Genomic DNA, 18,918 nt, shown 5'->3' with positions numbered 1-18,918 from the left:
CAGAGATGAAGGCGGCACCGCCTTCATCTTTTGTGGTGAAGGAGAACGAATATGCGAGTGATTTCAGGAGAAAGAAAAGGGACCCGACTCAAGGCGGTCCCGGGGTCGGCCACACGACCAACGACAGATAAAGTAAAAGAATCGTTATTCAACATCATCGGTCCTTATTTCGCCGGGGGCGATGCGCTTGACCTATACGCCGGGAGCGGCGGTCTAGGAATCGAGGCGTTGTCACGGGGGTGTGACCATGCCGTGTTCGTCGACAAGCAACGAAAGGCGATTCAGACGGTCACAGACAATTTGCAGACGACACGTTACGAGTCGAAAGCGACGGTGCTCCAACAAGACGCTCGCTCTGTTCTCGACCAACTCGTCCTCAAAGGTCAGCCGTTTTTACTGATATTCATGGACCCGCCGTACCATGCGGAAGAACATGTGCTGTTTTTACAAACCATTGAAACGAACCGGCTGTTGACGGACAACGGTGTCGTCGTCTGCGAGCACGGCAGCGACGTGACGTTGCCGGACCGAGTCGGGCAGTTGGAAAAAATCAAGGTGCAACGCTACTCGGACGTGATTACGATCAGCTTTTACGAGTATGCAGCGACCGAGGAGTGAGAACATGTCAAAACGTATCGCGATTTGCCCGGGGAGCTTTGACCCGATTACGAACGGCCATTTAGATATCATCGAGCGGGCGGCGGCTATCTTCGACGAAGTTATAGTCGCCGTGCTCGAAAACTCGAGTAAGGCACCTCTCTTTAACGTGGAAGAGCGTCTGTCGCTCATTCGTGAGGTGACCACACATTTACCGAACGTCACCGCCGACGCGTTTGGCGGTCTGCTCGTCGAATATGCCGCCAAGCGTGAGGCGGCGACCATCGTCCGTGGCCTGCGGGCCGTCTCGGACTTCGAGTATGAGCTTCAAATCGCATCGATCAATAAAAAGTTGAATGAGAACGTGGAGACGTTGTTCATGATGACGAACAGCCAGTACTCGTTCCTCAGCTCTTCGATTGTGAAAGAAGTCGCCAAATACGGGGCGTCCGTCGCCGAGCTCGTCCCGGAGCAAGTCGAACTCGCGTTGCGGCAAAAATATGAAGTGAGTCCCGGACAATGAAGTCGCTCAAAATCGGTTTCGGTCTGCTCGTGGCTGTCCTGATTTTCTTGTTCGTGCCACTCCCGTATTACATCACGTATCCGGGCGAGGCGACGACGATCGAAGAGTTCATGACGGTCGAGGGCGGGGACAAAGAACCGGGCGAACTGAAGATGGTGACCATCTCGCAACGCCGGGCGACACCGCTCTGGCTCGTCGGCAGCTGGTTCACCCCGTTCACGGAGGCGAGTCCGGCCAGCCGCTATCTGTATGACGGGGAAAGCGAGGCGGACTACGAACGCAGACAAGAGTTGTTGATGTCGTCGTCGCAACAAGCGGCGATTCAATACGCCTATGAGTTGGCGGACGCCGATGTGACGGTGACGTTTGACGGCATGTACGTCTCGGCCCCAATCACGGGGTCGCTCGCCGCGAACGTCTTGAAGCCGGGTGACATCATCACGGCGCTCGATGGCCAATCGTTCGCATCGCGCCTTGACTTTATCGAACGCGTCGCCTCATTTGAAGCCGGCGATGAAGTCTCTGTCACGCTTGAACGTGACGGTCGCGAACGTGAGGTCGATACGCTGATTCAACCGATTGACCGGAGCGGGGACCGGGTCGGGCTTGGGATTTATGAGCCGCTGCCCGTCCAGGACGTGCGCACGGACCCGGACGTCTCGTTCGAACTGACGAACGTCGGCGGACCGTCGGCCGGCCTCATGTTCACGCTCGAGATTTTTGATCAGTTGACGCCGGGCGATTTGACGGGCGGTGCCGTCATTGCCGGAACGGGAACGGTCGATGAGTTAGGGAACGTCGGGCCGATTGGCGGGGCATGGCAAAAAATCGTAGCTGCGGACGAGGCTGGGGCATCCGTGTTCTTCGTGCCGGCCGGGTCGAACTACGACGAGGCGATGGAGTCGCTCGACCGACTCGAGAGCGACATTGAAGTCGTTCCCGTCAAGACGGTCGAGGAAGCCATCGATTATTTAGAATCGATGAATTGAGGAGTTTGCATATGTTCGACGAGTGACCGATTTCCGAGCGGAAGGCGATACGCCTCGGTCACTCGAGCCTCGAACGCAAGATCGGGATGGTACTTGCTGAGGAGCGGTACGTCTTTTTTTATGTCCTTTAACACAGTGCGCCCGATTGTGTTGAACGCGAGCGGACGGATATACGGTACGTCGTCGAACCGTTCCGGCAACTCGTCCTGTCGCCAATGGATGAGGATGGCGACGAGCGCTCGTTGGATGGACGTCCGGGTATAACGTCTCGTCAATAAGCGGGCGAGCGCCTGTTCGAACGTCGGCTCGAGCCCGGCTTGAATCAAGCGGGGCGACAGCGAGCTGTCGATACCGACGAGTTGCTCAAGTACGTCTTTCGGGGTCGTCCGCAGCTTATATTGAAGGACGGGCCAATAAAGTGACCAATGCGCCATCGGATTGTCCTGAAACAGCGTTCTCGTGGCGTCAGGGACGGCCCGGACCAGACCTGACTCTAAGTAGTGGGCGCGCACGCCCGTGGCCGACATGACGTCTGAGACGCTCGGGTCATGGTATCCGGCCCCGAGACGGCGAATCGTGTGCAGTTCGATGGACGTCGCCGCTTTCGCGTAGTGATAGGCGAGAATGTTGTTCGGGAGCGTCAAATCAAAGTCGGGATAGAGTGACCCGAACGCCTCGCTCGACGCCTTGGCGGAAGAACGTCCATTGTCCAACGCTTCTTTGAACGCCGTCTGATAGGCTGGAGTCGCTTCGATGTTGGCCGCCGCCGCCTGGGTAACGTCGCTGATGTCGCCGCTCTCGCTACCGAAGGACAGCGTTTGACAACGTACGCGCTCGGCGATGGCGACCGCGGCGCTCGCGAACCGGTCGGCCCGGTGCACGCCGAAACGAGTCGGGAGTTCGATGACGAGGTCGATCGCGCCCGTTTGGACGGCGGCGCGGGCCCGGCTCCATTTGTCGAAAGCTGCCGGCTCGCCGCGCTGGGTGAACTGGGCACTCATGACGGCGATGACAGCGTCAGCGTCTGTTTCGATCCGGGCTCGTTCCGCCTGATGGAGGTGCCCGTTATGGAACGGATTGTACTCGGCAATGATGGCCGTTTTTCGCATAAAATTACTCCTTTGCATTGTCGATTGGATTGGTGTAAGATGGATAAGTACGCTTTGGCAAAGCGCCGTCGTCAACTGATTTTAGTGTAAAGAAAAAACATTGACAAAACAAGTTGGCCTATCTATAATTCATATTGTTGCAATTGAGGTGATTCGGATGAAGTGGTCTATTGCACAGCTACTTAAGCTACGAAACCAGGGTGACAGTTTTACCATCGATGAGATGGTCGAACTACCAGAGCTTACTCAGCTCCATCCGGATATCCGTTCGATTCGTCCGGTGCATGTGCACGGGAATGCGTCGTTCACATCTAATCAAGTTACATTCAATCTGAAGATTCAAGGTGACCTGACGTTGCCAGATGCGCGTACGTTGGATGATGTCATTTATGAATTCGATATTGAATCGCTCGAGCCTTTCTTTTTGGAGAATGGGCGTTATACGGAGCAATTCGATGATGTCAATTTGCCAGAAGGAAATACGATTGATCTGCGACCGATCGTAAAAGAGCTCATCATGTTAGACGTCCCAATGCAAATCTTTGGGAACGAAACAGACAAAACTCAGGTTGAAGGGGAAGGCTGGTCCGTCATTGACGAGCAGCCGGACGACCAACCAAAAATTGACCCGCGCCTCGCGGGGCTCGCTGACTTGTTCTCTAAAAAAGAGGACGAGAACGGCTAACTTTTCAAGGAGGTGGACAACGATGGCAGTACCATTCCGTAGAACGTCGAAAACTCGCAAACGTCTTCGTCGTACTCACTTCAAACTCAACGTACCTGGTATGAACGAGTGCCCGAACTGTGGCGAAATGAAGCTTTCTCACCGTGTATGCAAATCTTGCGGACACTACAACGGTAAAGAAGTAACAAGCAAATAATGCGAAAAGAAGCGGTCTCCTCGGAGGCCGCTTCTTTTTTTATTTTTGGGTCGTGGAAACAGATTGTGGTAAACTTTTCAGTGCAGACTAGACGTGGAGGGATGGCCAATGAAGCCGATTAAACGAATTGGGATTATCGGGAACGGCGCCGTCGGCATGTTGATGGCTTCGCTGTTCGAACCGGACTATACGGTGACCCTCTATGGCCGTGTCGACGAGGCATCGACTGTGACGATCGAACGTACCGGCGTCACGCAGGGAACGGTTCAGGTTCGCCTCTGTCCGGTGACGAAAATCATTGAGACGGAGCAGGACGTGTTCTTTGTGACGACGAAAGCGCATCAGGTCGAGGCGGCGACGGAACGATTGTCCGGCGACGTACCCGTATTCATCTGTTCGAACGGAATCGCGCATCTCGACTATGCACGTACGAAAGGATTCCACCTCGGTGTGGTCGAACATGGTGTGAGCCGCGATGGCCATCGGCTTCAGCATACCGGGCTCGGGCGCATCCGCATCGGCAGCCTCGGCTCGCTCGAAGAGATGTCGTTCAACGCGTCACCGCTCACTGTCGTGTGGGAGACGGATATCGAACAAGTCGTCACCGAGAAACTATTCGCCAACGCAATCATCAATCCGATTACGGCGCTCTGCCGTGTCGAGAACGGTGCGGTCGCCGTACCGCCTTGCCGCGATATCGCGACGGCGCTTTACGAAGAACTGACGATGTTGTTCGACCGTCACGTCCCGTATACATATATCGACACGATTATCGACAAGACGGCACACAATCGTTCTTCGATGCTACGTGACATCGAGGCGGGGCGCCAGACCGAGGTCGACGCCATCTTGACGCCGCTCTTGAAACGTGCCGACGAACGAGGCGTCACATTGACCGTCATTCCGGTCATGCAAAAATTAATTTTAGGAGCGAGCGTATCGTGCTAGTGTATATCGTTTCATTTCCACTCGTCATTTGGTTTATGGTGTATATGATACTTAGAAAAATTATGCCGAAATCGGTTAATACGTTCAAACTCGCCTGTGACGCCGGCGTGATCCTTTGGTTTTATGCATGTGCGGTTCTGCTCGAAGCGATTGTCGGGATCGATTTGATCTGGCTGTTGCTTGCGGTCTGTGCCGCCATCTTCCCGGCCAACGCGATTTGGCAACGGATTCGCCATGAGGATGTCGTCTATTCGAAGATGTTCGTGCACGGGTGGCGCTTATTGTTTTTGGTGCTCGTCCCGGCCCACATCGTCTTGTTTACGATCGGCATCGCACGAGAGATGATGTATTAATCGTTTGAAAGGAAGTCGTTATACGTGAGGATAGAGTCGCTAGACGCCATGTACGCCCCATCGTCTCCGATGATGCAAGTGGAGACGGGATATTCGAAATGGCTGGACTATACAGGGATGGATGAGCTCGAGGTGAGGGCGGACGAACTGATGAACCGTTCCTTCAAGCATTTGCCCGCGCTCGTCGACATTTTGCGAGACCAACAAGCCGTCCACGGTCCGATTTCTCCGGCGCTCGAATCAAAACTCGAAGCGTTGGCCGCCGGTGAGGCGTTCACGATGGTGACCGGGCAACAAGTCGGGGTGTTCGGTGGTCCGTTGTTCGCGGTGTATAAACTGTTGACCGTGCTGAAGAAGGCCAAACAGGCGGAAGCGAAATTGAACAAACCGGTCCTCCCGATCTTTTGGATGGCGACGGAGGATCATGATTATGCCGAAATCAACCATGTCTTCGTGAGCCAACCGCTGTCGCGTCAACTGCGCAAAGAGGCGTTGTCGACCGTCCCGCTCGCCGGGAAGGCGTCGGTCGGAGAATTGGAATTCGATCGCCTTAAAATCGAACTCGTGCAAATGTTGCAACGCCTCTTGTTATCCGAGACGGAGACGCGTTATACGACGACGCTCTATCATGAGCTCGTCGATGTGATTCAAGCGAGCCATTCGTTCGCCCAATTTTTCGGTCAAATGATGCGTCGGTTTGTCGGCACGGACTTCATCCTGTTCGACCCGCACCAGCCGGAAGTTCGGGCCCTCGAGCGCGACGCGTTCAAACGGTTGATCACGGAACACGATCGCTTGCAGGCGGCGCTGCACGATTCGTTCGAGGACGGGATGCCGATTGTCGAGTTGAATCGGGAAGCGGCCCACCTGTTCTATCACGATGGGACGCGCGAACTGTTGACGAAACAGGACGGGCTCTTCACGACGAAGCGGGGCCACCGCTTCACGGAGGCCGAGCTGATTCAACAAGTGGAAACGCACCCGGAGCGGTTCTCGAACAACGTCGTGTCCCGTCCGCTCATGCAGGACCACTTGTTCCCGACACTCGCCTATATCGCAGGTCCTGGTGAAATCGCCTATTGGCTTCAACTTCGTCCCTTGTTCCATGTCCTCGATTGGAAGATGCCGCTGTTGATTCCACGGCTCGGGGCCGTGCTCGTCTCGGCGAACGATGAGAAGAAGCTCGCCCAAGAAGGCGTGACGCTCGTCGACTATTTGGCGGACCCGTTACCGGACCACACGTTCGACGACGAAGCGTTCGACCAAAACCTGTACACGTACCGGACGCTCACGGAAGCGATCGGACGCGAGGCAGGCAAGCACGGACACCGGTTTGATGCGAAGGCCCGCCATGTGCTCGAGCGTCTCGGCGACGAGATGCGAGCCGAAGCGAAACGCGACCAATACCGCTTGAACAGTCGACGGATCCATCTATCGACACGGCTCTTGCCGATGGATGCCCCGCAAGAACGGATTTGGTCAATGGTCCCGTTGTTGAACCGTCACGGTCTCGATTTGTTCGAGCGTTTACGCCGGACTTATGAACAAGCTGATTTCGAGCGATGTTTGGTCAAATTGTAACCGAAATGTGCTCGATGGAGATGGTTCCCAGAAATTTGTGGGAACCATTTTTTGTTTGTTACCTTTTTGTTTCCTCTTTTCGCTAAAAAGCTATGCGGCGCTTGACATTTTTATGATAAAGTAAACGTAATAAAATAGTTGAAAAATGTAGGTTGAGAGGGTTTTTGTATGTTTGAGCATGAAACGGTATTAAAAATGGAGTCCATTGAGGGATTAAATATTAAGCCAGACGGGATTTATGTCGATTGTACGTTAGGAGGAGCCGGTCACAGCGAAGAAATCGTCAAGCGTTTGACGACAGGCCATCTATACGCCTTCGACCAAGACGACGTCGCGCTCAAGCACGCGAGTGAGCGGCTGGCTCCATATGAGGACCGGGTTACGTTCATTAAAAGCAACTTCGTCCATTTGAAAGACGAACTGTTGGCGCGGGGAATCACTCAGGTCGATGGGGTATTGTTCGACCTTGGCGTATCGTCGCCGCAGCTCGATGAGGCCGAACGTGGCTTTAGCTACAATTACGACGCACCGCTCGATATGCGTATGGACCGTTCACGCGAGCTGTCCGCGTATCACGTCGTCAACGAATGGCCGTTCGGAGATCTTGCCCGCATCTTCTTTACATACGGGGAAGAAAAATTCTCCAAACAGATTGCGCGTAAGATTGAGCAGGCCCGTGCCGTCAAACCGATCGAGACGACGTTCGAACTCGTCGAATTGATTAAAGACGCAATTCCGGCGCCAGCTCGACGAAAAGGCGGTCATCCTGCGAAGCGGACGTTCCAAGCCATCCGCATCGCCGTCAACGATGAGTTGAACGTGTTCGACCGTGCCGTCCAAGACGCGATCGACATGCTCGCCATCAACGGACGCATTTGCGTCATCACGTTCCATTCGTTAGAAGATCGAATTTGTAAGCAAGTGTTCAAAGAGAAAAGCCAGCATCCGCCGTTACCGCCCGGATTGCCGGTCATCCCGAAAGAGTTTGAACCCGAACTGAAATTGATCACGCGCAAGCCGATCACAGCCGGGGACGACGAGCTCGAAGGCAACCGCCGGGCCCGTTCTGCCAAACTCCGGGTCGCAGAAAAACAAAAATAGACTGTACGTAGGAGGGATACCTGATGCCAGAAGCTGCTCGTAAGGCTCTGCAGCCTCAAGTTACGCCGAATCGAAATCCGATTCCGCAAGAACGACCAATACCAGCTCCAAAACGACGTACGTTGACTTTGTTCGAATCCATCCTGTACCCGACCATGATTGGTTCAGTTGTCCTGTTCGGTGGCATCACGGTATCGAAACATAACGAAGCGTACAACATCATGCGCGATACGGCTTTAATCACACAAGAGACGAACACGATCGCCAAAGAGAATGAAGAATTGAAGTATGAGATCGCCCAACTAAGCTCACCTGAGAGAATCTATGCGATTGCTGAAAAGCTCGGAATGCAATTCAATGAGAACAACGTCAAGGTGATTGACTGATGAATTCTCTACAACAGAGTAAAAAAAGAGTGGCGTGGGTGGCGATTGTTTGCTTCACACCGCTCTTTTTATTTTTTGTCGGTTGGTTCTTCTATTTGTCCGTCTTCCAGACGTACAAAGGCGAGAACATGCTCGCGTTCGCTGAGGAAGAGCGTTGGAAAGCGGTCAGTACGCTAAAAGCGGAGCGGGGCGAGATATATGACCGGTTCGGACAACCGATCGCCATCAACATCCCGTCTTACCGCATCGTGGCCGTATTGAAACTCGGTGGCGAACGGGTCGAGAACAAGACGCTCATGCCCGATGAGTTCGCCGAGGCCGCCAAGCAACTCGCGACCGTCATTCCGATGACTGAGGCCGATATTTTGAAGCGGCTCGAGCAGAACAAAGATCGCGGTCAAATCGAGTTCGGCGTACCGGGCCGCGATTTGACGGTCGATCAAAAAGAAGAGATTGAGGCGTTCGAGATTCCAGGGGTCACGTTCGTCGAAGAGCCGAAACGTTACTATCCGAACAAAGTGTTCGCTTCGAGTGTCGTCGGCTATGCCCAGAAAATCGATCAGAACGGTCGGATCGAACTCGTCGGTGAGCTTGGTATCGAAAAATCACTCAACGATGTCTTGAGTGAGTCGTATGGGCTGTACCGTTTCGAGAAAGACTTGGCCGGACGCCAAATCGTCTCGAGCGACGAACAATTGAAGATCGACCCGGAAGACGGGGCCGACGTGCAACTCACGCTCGACCACCGGATTCAACAGCTGCTCGATACGAAAATGGAAGAACTGTATCAAGAATACAAACCGAAGAATGCGACGGCGATTATCATGGACCCGAAGACCGGCGAAATCATCGCCTTGTCGGACCGTCCTTCGTTTGACCCGAACACGCGCGAAATCAGCTCGTATAGCAACTTCTCGGTGTCGTCTCGTTTCGAGCCGGGGTCGACAATGAAAATCTTCACGTTGGCCGCCGCCATTAACGAAGGCGTCTATAATCCGAATGAACTGTATAAATCGGGTTCATATAAGTATGGCAAGACCGTATTCAATGATTACAACATTACCGGATGGGGTACGATTCCTATGGTAGAAGGCGTCTGGCATTCGTCGAACGTCGCGTTCTCGATTCTTGCGAACGAGCGTCTCGGCCTAAGCCGCTATGAGGATTATTTCAACGCCTTCAAGTTTGATCAACGCACAGGCGTCGACTTACCGGGCGAGGTCAATAGCCAATTCGACTTCGAGAGCCCGTTGAACGTCTTGATCACGGCATGGGGCCAATCGACGGCCGTCACGCCGATGCAGATTTTACAAGCGACGTCGGCCATCGCGACCGATGGGACGATGAAGCAACCGCACGTCATCAAGAAAGTCGTCAACCGTGAGACCGGTGAGACGATTCGGACGACGAATCCGAAAATCGTCGGACAACCGATTACGGCCGAGGCGGCCAAACAGACGCGGGAAGCGCTCGATGGCGTCGTCAACAGCGACGTCGGGACGGGGCAATTGTATGCCCTCGACAACTATCGTGTCATCGGGAAGACCGGAACGGCGCAAATCGCCGAGAACGGGAAGTACTTGAGTGGACAATACATTCACTCGTTCGTCGGCATGGCGCCTGAGGACGACCCGGAACTCGTCATGTATATCGCCGTCGATCGTCCGAACGGTGACTCATCGACGACGGGACCACGCATCATGGCACCGTTGTTCAAAGATGTGATGGACGTCGCGCTCCGCTATCGGAGCGTCGAGCCGGACAAGCAAGCGAAATCGATTGACGCCTCGACGAAAACGACAGCATCGTTTGTCGACCAAGGTCGTGATGACGCTGTGAAGGAAGCCAAAGCGGCCGCATTCACACCGGTGGCACTCGGCAACGGTGAGACGGTCACGGCGCAAAGTCCGGTCGAGGGGCAACCGTACGTCGTCGGTGAGCGATTGCTGTTAAAGACGGCGGACTCGTTCGCGATGCCGACGCTCAAGGGCTGGTCACTTCGTGACGTGAAGCGGTTAGCAACGCTTTATCAATTGAATTTAGAAATAGACGGCACCGGCTTTGTCACATCTCAATCGATTGGGAAAGGCAAGCCTGTCAAGACGGGAGCGACGCTGAAAGTGAAGCTCGCGTCACCGTCGAACTAACGCAAAGGGATGAAGAGGGCCTCGGCTCTCTTTTCCTTTGTCACAGGAGGAAATGGTTATGGAACAGTTGACGATTCAAACACTCGCATCTTGGTTTGGGGTGGAAATACATGATTCGCGCGAGGTCCGCCACGTCGCGACCGACTCGCGAGACGACAATGCCGACGGCTTGTTCGTCCCGATTATCGGGGCGCGCGTCGATGGACATGATTACATCGAGGCTGCCATCAAGCAAGGGGCGATCGTGACGTTTTGGGAACAAGACCGTCCGTTGCCGGAAGGGATTATCGCCATCCCGGTCGCCTCACCGTTAACAGCACTTCAAGAAGCAGCTGCCCGCTACTTGGCGGAAATTAATCCGAAAGTCGTCGCCATCACCGGGTCGAACGGGAAGACGTCAACGAAAGACATGATTGCCGTCGTGCTCGGCGAGACGTTCAAGACGCATAAGACGGCCGGAAACTTTAACTCGGACGTCGGATTGCCGCTCACCGTGCTCCGAATGCCACGCGACACCGAAGTCGCTGTTCTCGAGATGGGCATGAACGGGTTCGGGCAAATCGAGTTGCTTTCGAAGCTCGCCAAACCGGACATCGCTTTCGTCACGAATATCGGCGAGTCACACGGCGAACAAGTCGGGGGGCGTGAGGGGATCGCCAAGGCCAAGCTCGAGATTAAAGCCGGGTTGAAACCGGACGGTGTCTTAATCGTTGATGCCGATGAGCCGCTCCTCAATGAGGCAGGCGGGTACCGCGTCGGATACGATTCGACTGCGGACGGTAAGCTCGAGGTCGTGGAGGCGACGTTTGACGCCTCGATTTTCCGCTACAATAACGAGCTGTATGAGTTGAAAGTGCTCGGGGCCCATCAAATCCGCAACGCCGCCTATGCGATTGCCTGCGGTCTCAAGTTCGGGTTAGGGCATGACACGATTCAACGTGGTCTTGACCGCGTCCAGTTGACGTCGATGCGGATGGAGAAACGGATGTTCGGCGATGCCCACTTGGTCAATGACGCCTATAACGCGAGCCCGACGTCGATGATCGCCGCCGTCGAGACGATTAAAACGCTAGAAGGGTTCTCACGCCGCGTCCTCGTTCTCGGGGACATGTATGAACTCGGGACGGACGAGATTGCTCAGCACGAACAAGTCGGTCATTGCATCACGGCCCCGGTCACGGATTGCATCCTCATCGGAGAAAAAGCGAAATGGATCGCGGCAGGCATCACCGACCCGCGTGTGAACGTGACAATGGTGCCGACGGTCGAGGAAGCGAAAGTCCTCCTCGGCAGTTATCAACGCCCCCAGACTGTGATATTGTTAAAAGCATCGCGAGGACTGGCGCTCGAGCGTCTAGTTCAATAAACAGAGTAGTGAGGTACGAACATGTTAATCAGTTTAATCGTCTTAATCAGTTCATTATTGACCGTATTGGTCGTCATGCCGCGGGCCATCCCGGCACTTCGTAACTTAAAGTTTGGCCAAGAAATCCGTGACGAAGGTCCGGGTTGGCACCAAAAGAAATCAGGCACGCCGACGATGGGCGGCATCGTCATCTTGCTCGCCCTCGTCATCGGTTTTCTCGTCTCGGTCGTCTTCGGTGAAGCCGTCGCCGGGTTCGGTACGCTCTTGTTCGTGACCCTCGCCTTCGGGGTGATCGGTTTCCTCGACGACTACATTAAAGTCGTCAATAAACGCAACCTCGGTTTGACGTCGCTTCAGAAATTGATCGGTCAAATCGTCGTCTCAGTCTTGTTCGTTTGGTTCCTCTCACTCGGTGGGGCGCTCGATACGACGATTCAAATCCCGTTCACTTCGATCGCGTTTGATACGGGCTGGTTGTATGTCGCCATCGTCATCTTCTGGCTCGTCGGCTTCTCGAACGCGGTCAACTTGACAGACGGCCTCGACGGTCTCGTCTCGTTCTCGGCCATCCCGACGTTCGCCTTCTTCGGCATCTATGCGCTCGGACAAGACGAAGCGGGCATCGCTTGGTTCGCCTTCAGTGCGGTCGGCGCCTTGCTCGGTTTCCTCGTCTTCAATAAATACCCGGCGAAAATCTTTATGGGAGACACGGGATCGCTCGCCCTTGGTGGTGCGGTCGCCGGCCTCGCCCTTATGCTCAAGCTCGAGCTGTTGCTCGTCTTCGTCGGAATCATCTTTGTCATCGAAACGCTCAGCGTCATCTTGCAAGTGCTCTCGTTTAAAACGACGGGCAAACGAATCTTTAAGATGAGCCCGATTCATCACCATTTCGAAATGGTCGGTTGGTCAGAATGGCGCATCGTCTTGACGTTCGGTGGAATTAGCTTAATCACGGCAGTCTTGTCGTTACTACTCATGTAATGGATGGTGGAAGACATGCAACAACAGTGGAACGATAAACGAGTTCTCGTACTCGGCGCGGCACGGAGCGGCATCGCCGCGGCCGCTTACTTAAGAAATGTCGGCGCGAACGTGACCATCAACACCGGGAGCGAACCGTCAACGGAAGAACGGATGAAAATCGAAGCGCTCGGCATCAACGGTGTTTTCGGTGCCCATCCGCTCGAATTGCTCGACACGACGGACGTGATCGTCAAAAACCCGGGTATCCCGTATCACATCCCGCTCCTTCAAACAGCGCTTGAGCGGAAGATCCCGATTTATACCGAAGTCGAACTCGCCTACTTGGCGACCGATGCCAAGTTTGTCGCCATCACCGGCTCGAACGGCAAGACGACGACGACCACGCTCGTCCATGAATTGCTCAAAGGAGGAAGTCGTCCTGTCCATGTGGCAGGGAATATCGGTTTCCCGGCAATCGAAGTCGCATCGAAAGCGAAGCAGGGCGACATCATCGTCATCGAACTATCGAGCTTCCAACTGATGGGCGTCGAACAGTTCCATCCGCAAGCGGCGGCACTGTTGAACTTGTCACCGGCGCATTTGGATTATCATGGTGACTTCGAATCGTATGCCGACGCCAAAGGGAACTTGTTCCGGAACATGACGGCATCAGACCGTGTCGTCGTCAAGGGCAGTGACACCGAAGTGATGAAACGCGTCCCGGCCGATCTCGATGCTTCGACGTTCGGTTACGACAGCGGGGATGCGCATGTCACCGACGGCTGGATTACGTTGCACGGCAAGCGGGTCATCCGGGTCGAGGATCTCGCCCTCGGCGGGGCCCATAACGTGGAGAACGTGTTGGCGGCCTTGTTGCTCGTCGAACCGTTCGATATCCCGGCCGAACATATCGATCGTGTGTTGCGCACGTTCGGTGGCGTAGCCCACCGAACGGAAAGTCTTGGCCAAGTGCTCGGACGCCGGGTTTATAACGACTCGAAAGCGACGAACAACGTGGCGGCCGAAGCGGCATTGAGCGGATTCGATGCCCCAATCATTTGGGTGTGTGGGGGACTTGAACGTGGAGCCGAATTGGATTCACTCATTCCGGCGCTCGGACGCGTCAAAGCCATCATCTCGTACGGTGAGACGGCAGGGCGTTTCCAAGCACTCGGTGAAGCCGAGCAGATTCCATCGTTCGCGGTCGATACGCTCGACGCAGCCGTACCGCTCGCATTTGAACAGTCAGCCCCAGACGACGTGATTTTATTGTCACCGGCCTGTGCGAGCTGGGACCAATATAAGACGTTTGAAGAGCGCGGCGAACATTTTGTCCGCCTCGTCCATGCATATGAGGAGGCCAATCGATGAAAATCATGATTTCTGGTGGAGGAACGGGTGGCCATATCTACCCGGCACTCGCTCTCCTTGATACGCTCAAACAGCGCCATCCGAACCTCGAGGTGCTCTACATCGGCACTGAGAACGGTCTCGAGGCCGATCTCGTCCCACGCGCTGGTGTGCCGTTCAAATCGATTCGAATCGCCGGGCTCAAACGGTCGTTGTCGCTAGACAACGTCAAGACGGCCTATTGGTTTGTCCAATCCGTCCTGATGTTGCGTAAAGAGATGAAGACGTTCCGTCCGGACGTCGTCATCGGCACGGGCGGATTCGTCTCAGGTCCGGTCGTCTTCACCGCACAACAACTCGGCATCCCGACGATTCTGCATGAACAGAACAGCATCCCGGGCTTGACGAACAAATTCTTATCGAAGAAAGCCGACCGGGTCGCCTTGTCGTTCGCAGGTTCGGAATCACAGTTCCCCGATGCAAACGTCCGTGTCATCGGTAACCCGCGCGGGAGCGAAGTGTTGAAGACGACGGTGAATGAAGCCGCCGTCCGGGCCGAGTACGGTATCGATGAACGTCCAATCGTCTTGATTTATGGCGGTAGCCGTGGAGCCGAGGCCATCAACCGGGCCGTCATCGAGGCCATCCCGGAGCTTGCGAGCGAACCGGTGAACGTGCTCTACGTGACCGGGAACGTCCATTATGACAACGTCGTGGCGAAGGCGCCGAAAGCCGATAACGTCCACGTGTTGCCGTACGTTTACGACATGCCCGAACTGCTCGCTTGTGCAAGTCTTGTCGTGTCACGGGCCGGTGCCTCGACCATCTCGGAATTGACGGCGCTCGGTTTACCGAGCATCTTGATTCCGAGCCCGTACGTGACGGCTGACCATCAGACGAAAAACGCCTCGGCGCTCGTCGAGAGCGGTGCGGCCGAACTGATTAAAGAAGGGGATTTGACGGGCGAATCGCTCGTCCGCTCAATCCGGCATGTATTGGCCCATCACGATGAGATGGCCGCAGCCTCGAAACGGTTAGGATTCCCGCACGCCGCGGAGTCGCTCGCCGACCTCGTCGAAGAAGTCCGCGGATAAAAGGAGAGTAGCCATGGAGACACGTCAGAATACCGTTCGTAGTTTGGAAGACCGGATCCCGTATATGAAAGATCAACGCCGTAAGAAAGCGAACCGACGGTTGTCGACCATCCTGTTGTTGTTCGCGGTGTTGATTGCGCTCGTCGTATATATGCAGACATCGGTGTCTGATGTGAAAGCGGTGAACGTGAACGGCCTGTCTTGGTTGACAGAAGCGTATGTGCTCGCCGAAACGGACATCGACACGTCCACGAAAATTGTTCAAGTCTCGCCGAACGGGATTGAACAGGAACTTCGTAAAGTGCCTGGCGTGAAAGATGTCAACGTCGACCGTTCTTGGTATAACGTCGTGACGATTGACGTTGAAGAAGAGAAAATGATTGCTTACTCTCGAACGGACGAAGAGGAAGTCGTCGTCCTTGCTGATGGTTCGTTGCATCCGACCGGGTCCATCACGGATCCAGCGAAACTAAAAGATGGTCCGTTGTTGCGTGAATTCACGGATTCGGCGGAACTCGAGAAAATCGCGAGTGAACTCGAGCAAGTCGATGACGCGATGCGGGCCCGAATGTCAGAAATCGTCTTCTCGAAACAGAAAGGCGAACCGACGCGATATGAGATTTATATGAACGACGGTAACACGATTCAGACGCCGACGTTCAAGCTCAGTCAAACGGTATCGAAATACGGCGAAATCTATGAGAACATTCCAAAAGGACAACGCGGAACCGTCGTTATGGATGGTGGATATTATTTCGTCCCGTACGAAAAACCGAAAGAATAATCTGAATTTTTACAGCCCTTAGACACATAAGGGCTGTTTTTTTATCGATTGTAATCGAATTGACACCCCAAAACTGCGTAATTTGTAGGATTCTACCTTTTCTCACTATCTTATTTGTTGTAAACTTAGACGTGAGATATCTTGCCGGACCTAACAATATTTTTGGATATCTGTAACAATGTAACGGAATTCAATCACAGAAATTAAAGCGCGGAGGTGTTTCCCTTTTGGAAGCGAATGGTTATGTGGCCGCATTGGATATAGGAACGTCAGAAATTAAGCTCGTCGTGGGTGAATTACTCGGGGGAACGCTTAACATTTTGGCGGAGGGGTGTGCCCCGTCTGCAGGAGTAAAACGTGGCGCCGTCGTCGACATCGATAAGACGGTTCAAGCCATCAAGCAAGCCGTCGAACATGCCGAAGCGGCGCTAGGTGATCAAATTCGGTCGGTATACGTTGCCATCGAAGGGGAACATATCCAAATCGCCCCATGTCATGGAATTGCATCAGTCAAACGAGAAGACCAAGAAATTACGGATACAGACGTCATCGAAGTCATCAATTCGGCGCAAGTTATGCGCTTGCCGGATGAGATGAGCGTCATCGATGTTATTCCTTCTTCTTTCACGGTCGATCAACAGACAGGTGTCGTCGATCCCCGCGGAATGCTCGGTTACCGTTTAGAGATGCACGGTAAGATGGTGACCGGTTCGAAGACGATTTTACATAGTATTCGTCGTTCCATCGAACGGGCAGGATTGAAACTAGAAGGTTTCGTCCTCGGCAACTTGGCGCTCGGCATGAGTGCGGCATCGGTCGATGAAATCGATCTTGGCATCGGTTTGGTCGATATCGGACATGAAAAAACGACCGTCTCGGTCTTCTATCGAGGCGACCTCGTCTACTCATATATCCTTCCGGTCGGAGGCGATCATATGACGCGCGACTTGGTGTATAAGCTCAATTGCAAATACCAAGACGCCAAAGTGGCGAAAGAAGAATACGGACTTGCCCTTGAAGAGATGGCAGACGTCTCAGAAGGATTCTCGTTCACGAACATCAACGGGGAAGTCACGTTCGAACCGCAATCAGAAATTAGTTACGTTTTAGAGGCAAGAATAGAGGAAATGTTCACACTCGTGTTGAATAGAGTGCAAAAGGTAGGCGTTCCAACGCTCAGCGGAGGCTATCTCCTCTGTGGTGGGGCCGCTGCTTTACCTGGCATCCAAGAACTAGCGACTCGTGTCATGGGTCAAAAGACGAGACTGTATCAGCCATCGTCGATTGGCGTCAGACATCCGAAATACGCGACCGCGGTCGGCGTCCTCAAGTACGTGCTTATGAGCGATCACCACGTCTCGAAGTCACGACTTGAAAAGTCGGATGACCGTGTAGCCGTCGCAAAACCAGACGGCGCGTCTCAATCCGGGAACGACCATGACCACGACGATAATGTGGTTCAGGACGACCGTGAGACGAAAAACGGTTTCGGTCGATTAATGGAAAAATTATTTGGCGTGTAAATTTGACGTTGTGTTAACAATTGGAAATTACGTAGGGGGATACCTGAAATGATGTACTTTGATGAGGCGATTGACGCCGTAGCAAAAATTAAAGTAATTGGAGTCGGGGGCGGCGGTTCAAACGCTGTCAACCGCATGATCGAGCACGGAGTACAAGGTGTCGAGTTCATCGCCGTCAACACGGACGCGCAAGCACTCAACATGTCGAAAGCGGACGTGAAGCTTCAACTCGGAGCGAAATTGACGCGTGGCCTCGGTGCCGGCGCTAATCCGGATATCGGTAAAAAAGCGGCAGAAGAGAGCCGTGAGCAGTTGATTGAAGCGCTCGATGGCGCGGATATGGTCTTCGTCACAGCTGGAATGGGCGGAGGAACCGGAACGGGAGCAGCACCTGTCATCGCCGAGATTTCAAAAGAAATCGGAGCGCTCACAGTTGGTGTCGTCACGAAACCGTTCATGTTTGAAGGACGCAAACGTATGCAACACGCCCAACACGGGATTCAAGCGTTCAAAGAAAAAGTTGATACACTCATCGTCATTCCAAACGACAAGTTGCTTGAAATCGTCGAGCGCAACACGCCGATGATCGAAGCGTTCCGTGAAGCGGATAACGTCCTTCGCCAAGGTGTCCAAGGGATCACGGACTTGATTGCCATTCCTGGTCTCATCAACCTTGACTTCGCTGACGTCAAGACGATCATGACTGAAAAAGGTTCGGCGCTCATGGGTGTCGGTGTCGCCACTGGCGAGAACCGTGCCGTTGAAGCAGCGAAGAAAGCCATCTCATCTCCACTTCTCGAGTCTTCAATCGAAGGCGCGAAAGGTGTCTTGATGAACATCACGGGCGGACTTAGTCTCAGCTTGTACGAAGTCACGGAAGCTGCTCAAATCGTTCAAAGTGCCGCTGATGAAGAAGTGAACTTGATTTTCGGTTCCGTCATCAACGAAAACTTGAACGACGAGATTATCGTTACTGTGATTGCAACTGAATTCGCAGAAGAAGCGCAAGGGACGAACCCGTTCCTTCAGCAACCGAAGAAACAACCGGAAGCTGAAGTGAACCGTGAGGCTCAACCGAAAGCGCAAGAAGCTGCGCCACAAGATGAAGGGAACTTCCATAGACCGGTCTATGGTGGGGACGTCCCAGACGAGACGATCAACATCCCAGCGTTCGTAAGACAACGCCGTAACTAAACAACAGGGGGTGCCGGTTCTCGGCATCC

The 18,918-nt window shown here is 54.0% G+C and carries 19 protein-coding genes; 18 read left to right on the top strand and 1 reads right to left on the bottom strand.

Translation table 11 applies throughout. The features are described 5' to 3' along the window. Positions 1-51: 51 nt before the first annotated feature. The 3 genes from rsmD to KNP72_RS04815 are packed head-to-tail and all read left to right on the top strand — an operon-like array spanning position 52 to position 2,109. Entirely contained in the window at positions 52-618 is a 567-nt protein-coding gene (gene rsmD / locus KNP72_RS04825) for a 16S rRNA (guanine(966)-N(2))-methyltransferase RsmD (RefSeq protein ID WP_214832358.1), read from the top strand. A 4-nt stretch (positions 619-622) separates the two neighbouring features. Then, positions 623-1,120 (top strand): pantetheine-phosphate adenylyltransferase, encoded by a 498-nt coding sequence (gene coaD, locus KNP72_RS04820; RefSeq protein WP_214719489.1) that lies wholly within the window; start codon positions 623-625, stop codon positions 1,118-1,120. Next, complete coding sequence (locus KNP72_RS04815) at positions 1,117-2,109, top strand: SepM family pheromone-processing serine protease (protein ID WP_021067032.1); 993 nt, start codon at positions 1,117-1,119, stop codon at positions 2,107-2,109. The genes coaD and KNP72_RS04815 overlap by 4 nt, the downstream gene beginning before the upstream one ends. Here the strand turns inward: KNP72_RS04815 and KNP72_RS04810 are convergent. After that, positions 2,088-3,218 carry a tRNA(Met) cytidine acetate ligase gene (locus KNP72_RS04810; RefSeq protein WP_214719488.1) on the bottom strand — a complete coding sequence of 377 codons (1,131 nt, stop codon included), beginning with the start codon at positions 3,216-3,218 and terminating at the stop codon, positions 2,088-2,090. The genes KNP72_RS04815 and KNP72_RS04810 overlap by 22 nt on opposite strands. Positions 3,219-3,375: 157 nt before the next feature. On the opposite strand from KNP72_RS04810, the gene KNP72_RS04805 reads away from it, so the two are divergent. The 15 genes from KNP72_RS04805 (at position 3,376) to ftsZ (ending at position 18,889) form a co-directional block, all read left to right on the top strand. Further along, the gene (locus KNP72_RS04805) at positions 3,376-3,903 is read left to right on the top strand and encodes a YceD family protein (RefSeq protein ID WP_029595742.1); all 528 of its coding nucleotides are present in this window, start codon (positions 3,376-3,378) and stop codon (positions 3,901-3,903) included. A 22-nt stretch (positions 3,904-3,925) separates the two neighbouring features. Continuing rightward, entirely contained in the window at positions 3,926-4,099 is a 174-nt protein-coding gene (gene rpmF / locus KNP72_RS04800; RefSeq protein ID WP_015881300.1) for a 50S ribosomal protein L32, read from the top strand. A 108-nt stretch (positions 4,100-4,207) separates the two neighbouring features. Beyond that, positions 4,208-5,047: a ketopantoate reductase C-terminal domain-containing protein gene (locus KNP72_RS04795; RefSeq protein WP_214832357.1), complete on the top strand. Its 840-nt coding sequence runs from the start codon at positions 4,208-4,210 to the stop codon at positions 5,045-5,047. Further along, on the top strand, positions 5,041-5,400 hold the full coding sequence (locus KNP72_RS04790; RefSeq protein WP_021067036.1) for a DUF3397 domain-containing protein: 360 nt from the start codon (positions 5,041-5,043) through the stop codon (positions 5,398-5,400). The genes KNP72_RS04795 and KNP72_RS04790 overlap by 7 nt, the downstream gene beginning before the upstream one ends. A 24-nt stretch (positions 5,401-5,424) precedes the next feature. Next, complete coding sequence (gene bshC, locus KNP72_RS04785) at positions 5,425-6,981, top strand: bacillithiol biosynthesis cysteine-adding enzyme BshC (protein WP_353048441.1); 1,557 nt, start codon at positions 5,425-5,427, stop codon at positions 6,979-6,981. A gap of 168 nt (positions 6,982-7,149) precedes the next feature. Next, the gene (gene rsmH / locus KNP72_RS04780; RefSeq protein ID WP_021067038.1) at positions 7,150-8,082 is read left to right on the top strand and encodes a 16S rRNA (cytosine(1402)-N(4))-methyltransferase RsmH; all 933 of its coding nucleotides are present in this window, start codon (positions 7,150-7,152) and stop codon (positions 8,080-8,082) included. A 23-nt stretch (positions 8,083-8,105) separates the two neighbouring features. After that, a complete protein-coding gene (gene ftsL, locus KNP72_RS04775; protein WP_021067039.1) occupies positions 8,106-8,468 on the top strand; it encodes a cell division protein FtsL in 363 nt (120 codons plus the stop codon). 38 nt (positions 8,469-8,506) lie between these two features. After that, a complete protein-coding gene (locus KNP72_RS04770; RefSeq protein WP_353047961.1) occupies positions 8,507-10,615 on the top strand; it encodes a penicillin-binding protein in 2,109 nt (702 codons plus the stop codon). A gap of 58 nt (positions 10,616-10,673) precedes the next feature. After that, positions 10,674-11,981: a UDP-N-acetylmuramoyl-tripeptide--D-alanyl-D-alanine ligase gene (locus KNP72_RS04765; RefSeq protein WP_214832355.1), complete on the top strand. Its 1,308-nt coding sequence runs from the start codon at positions 10,674-10,676 to the stop codon at positions 11,979-11,981. Between the two features lie 21 nt (positions 11,982-12,002). After that, positions 12,003-12,962: a phospho-N-acetylmuramoyl-pentapeptide-transferase gene (gene mraY, locus KNP72_RS04760; protein ID WP_214832354.1), complete on the top strand. Its 960-nt coding sequence runs from the start codon at positions 12,003-12,005 to the stop codon at positions 12,960-12,962. Between the two features lie 15 nt (positions 12,963-12,977). Then, a complete protein-coding gene (gene murD / locus KNP72_RS04755) occupies positions 12,978-14,315 on the top strand; it encodes a UDP-N-acetylmuramoyl-L-alanine--D-glutamate ligase (RefSeq protein ID WP_251128883.1) in 1,338 nt (445 codons plus the stop codon). Further along, entirely contained in the window at positions 14,312-15,388 is a 1,077-nt protein-coding gene (gene murG, locus KNP72_RS04750; RefSeq protein ID WP_214719483.1) for an undecaprenyldiphospho-muramoylpentapeptide beta-N-acetylglucosaminyltransferase, read from the top strand. The genes murD and murG overlap by 4 nt, the downstream gene beginning before the upstream one ends. A gap of 13 nt (positions 15,389-15,401) precedes the next feature. Further along, positions 15,402-16,172 carry a cell division protein FtsQ/DivIB gene (locus KNP72_RS04745; RefSeq protein ID WP_214719482.1) on the top strand — a complete coding sequence of 257 codons (771 nt, stop codon included), beginning with the start codon at positions 15,402-15,404 and terminating at the stop codon, positions 16,170-16,172. 227 nt (positions 16,173-16,399) lie between these two features. Next, entirely contained in the window at positions 16,400-17,695 is a 1,296-nt protein-coding gene (gene ftsA / locus KNP72_RS04740) for a cell division protein FtsA (protein WP_214832352.1), read from the top strand. Positions 17,696-17,743: 48 nt separating this feature from the next. Continuing rightward, on the top strand, positions 17,744-18,889 hold the full coding sequence (gene ftsZ, locus KNP72_RS04735; RefSeq protein ID WP_021067047.1) for a cell division protein FtsZ: 1,146 nt from the start codon (positions 17,744-17,746) through the stop codon (positions 18,887-18,889). Positions 18,890-18,918: the final 29 nt, after the last annotated feature.

The sequence above is a fragment of the Exiguobacterium sp. s152 genome, assembly GCF_018618335.1.
Taxonomy (GTDB): Bacteria; Bacillota; Bacilli; order Exiguobacteriales; family Exiguobacteriaceae; genus Exiguobacterium; species Exiguobacterium chiriqhucha.
This window is presented reverse-complemented; position numbering and strand designations above follow the sequence as displayed.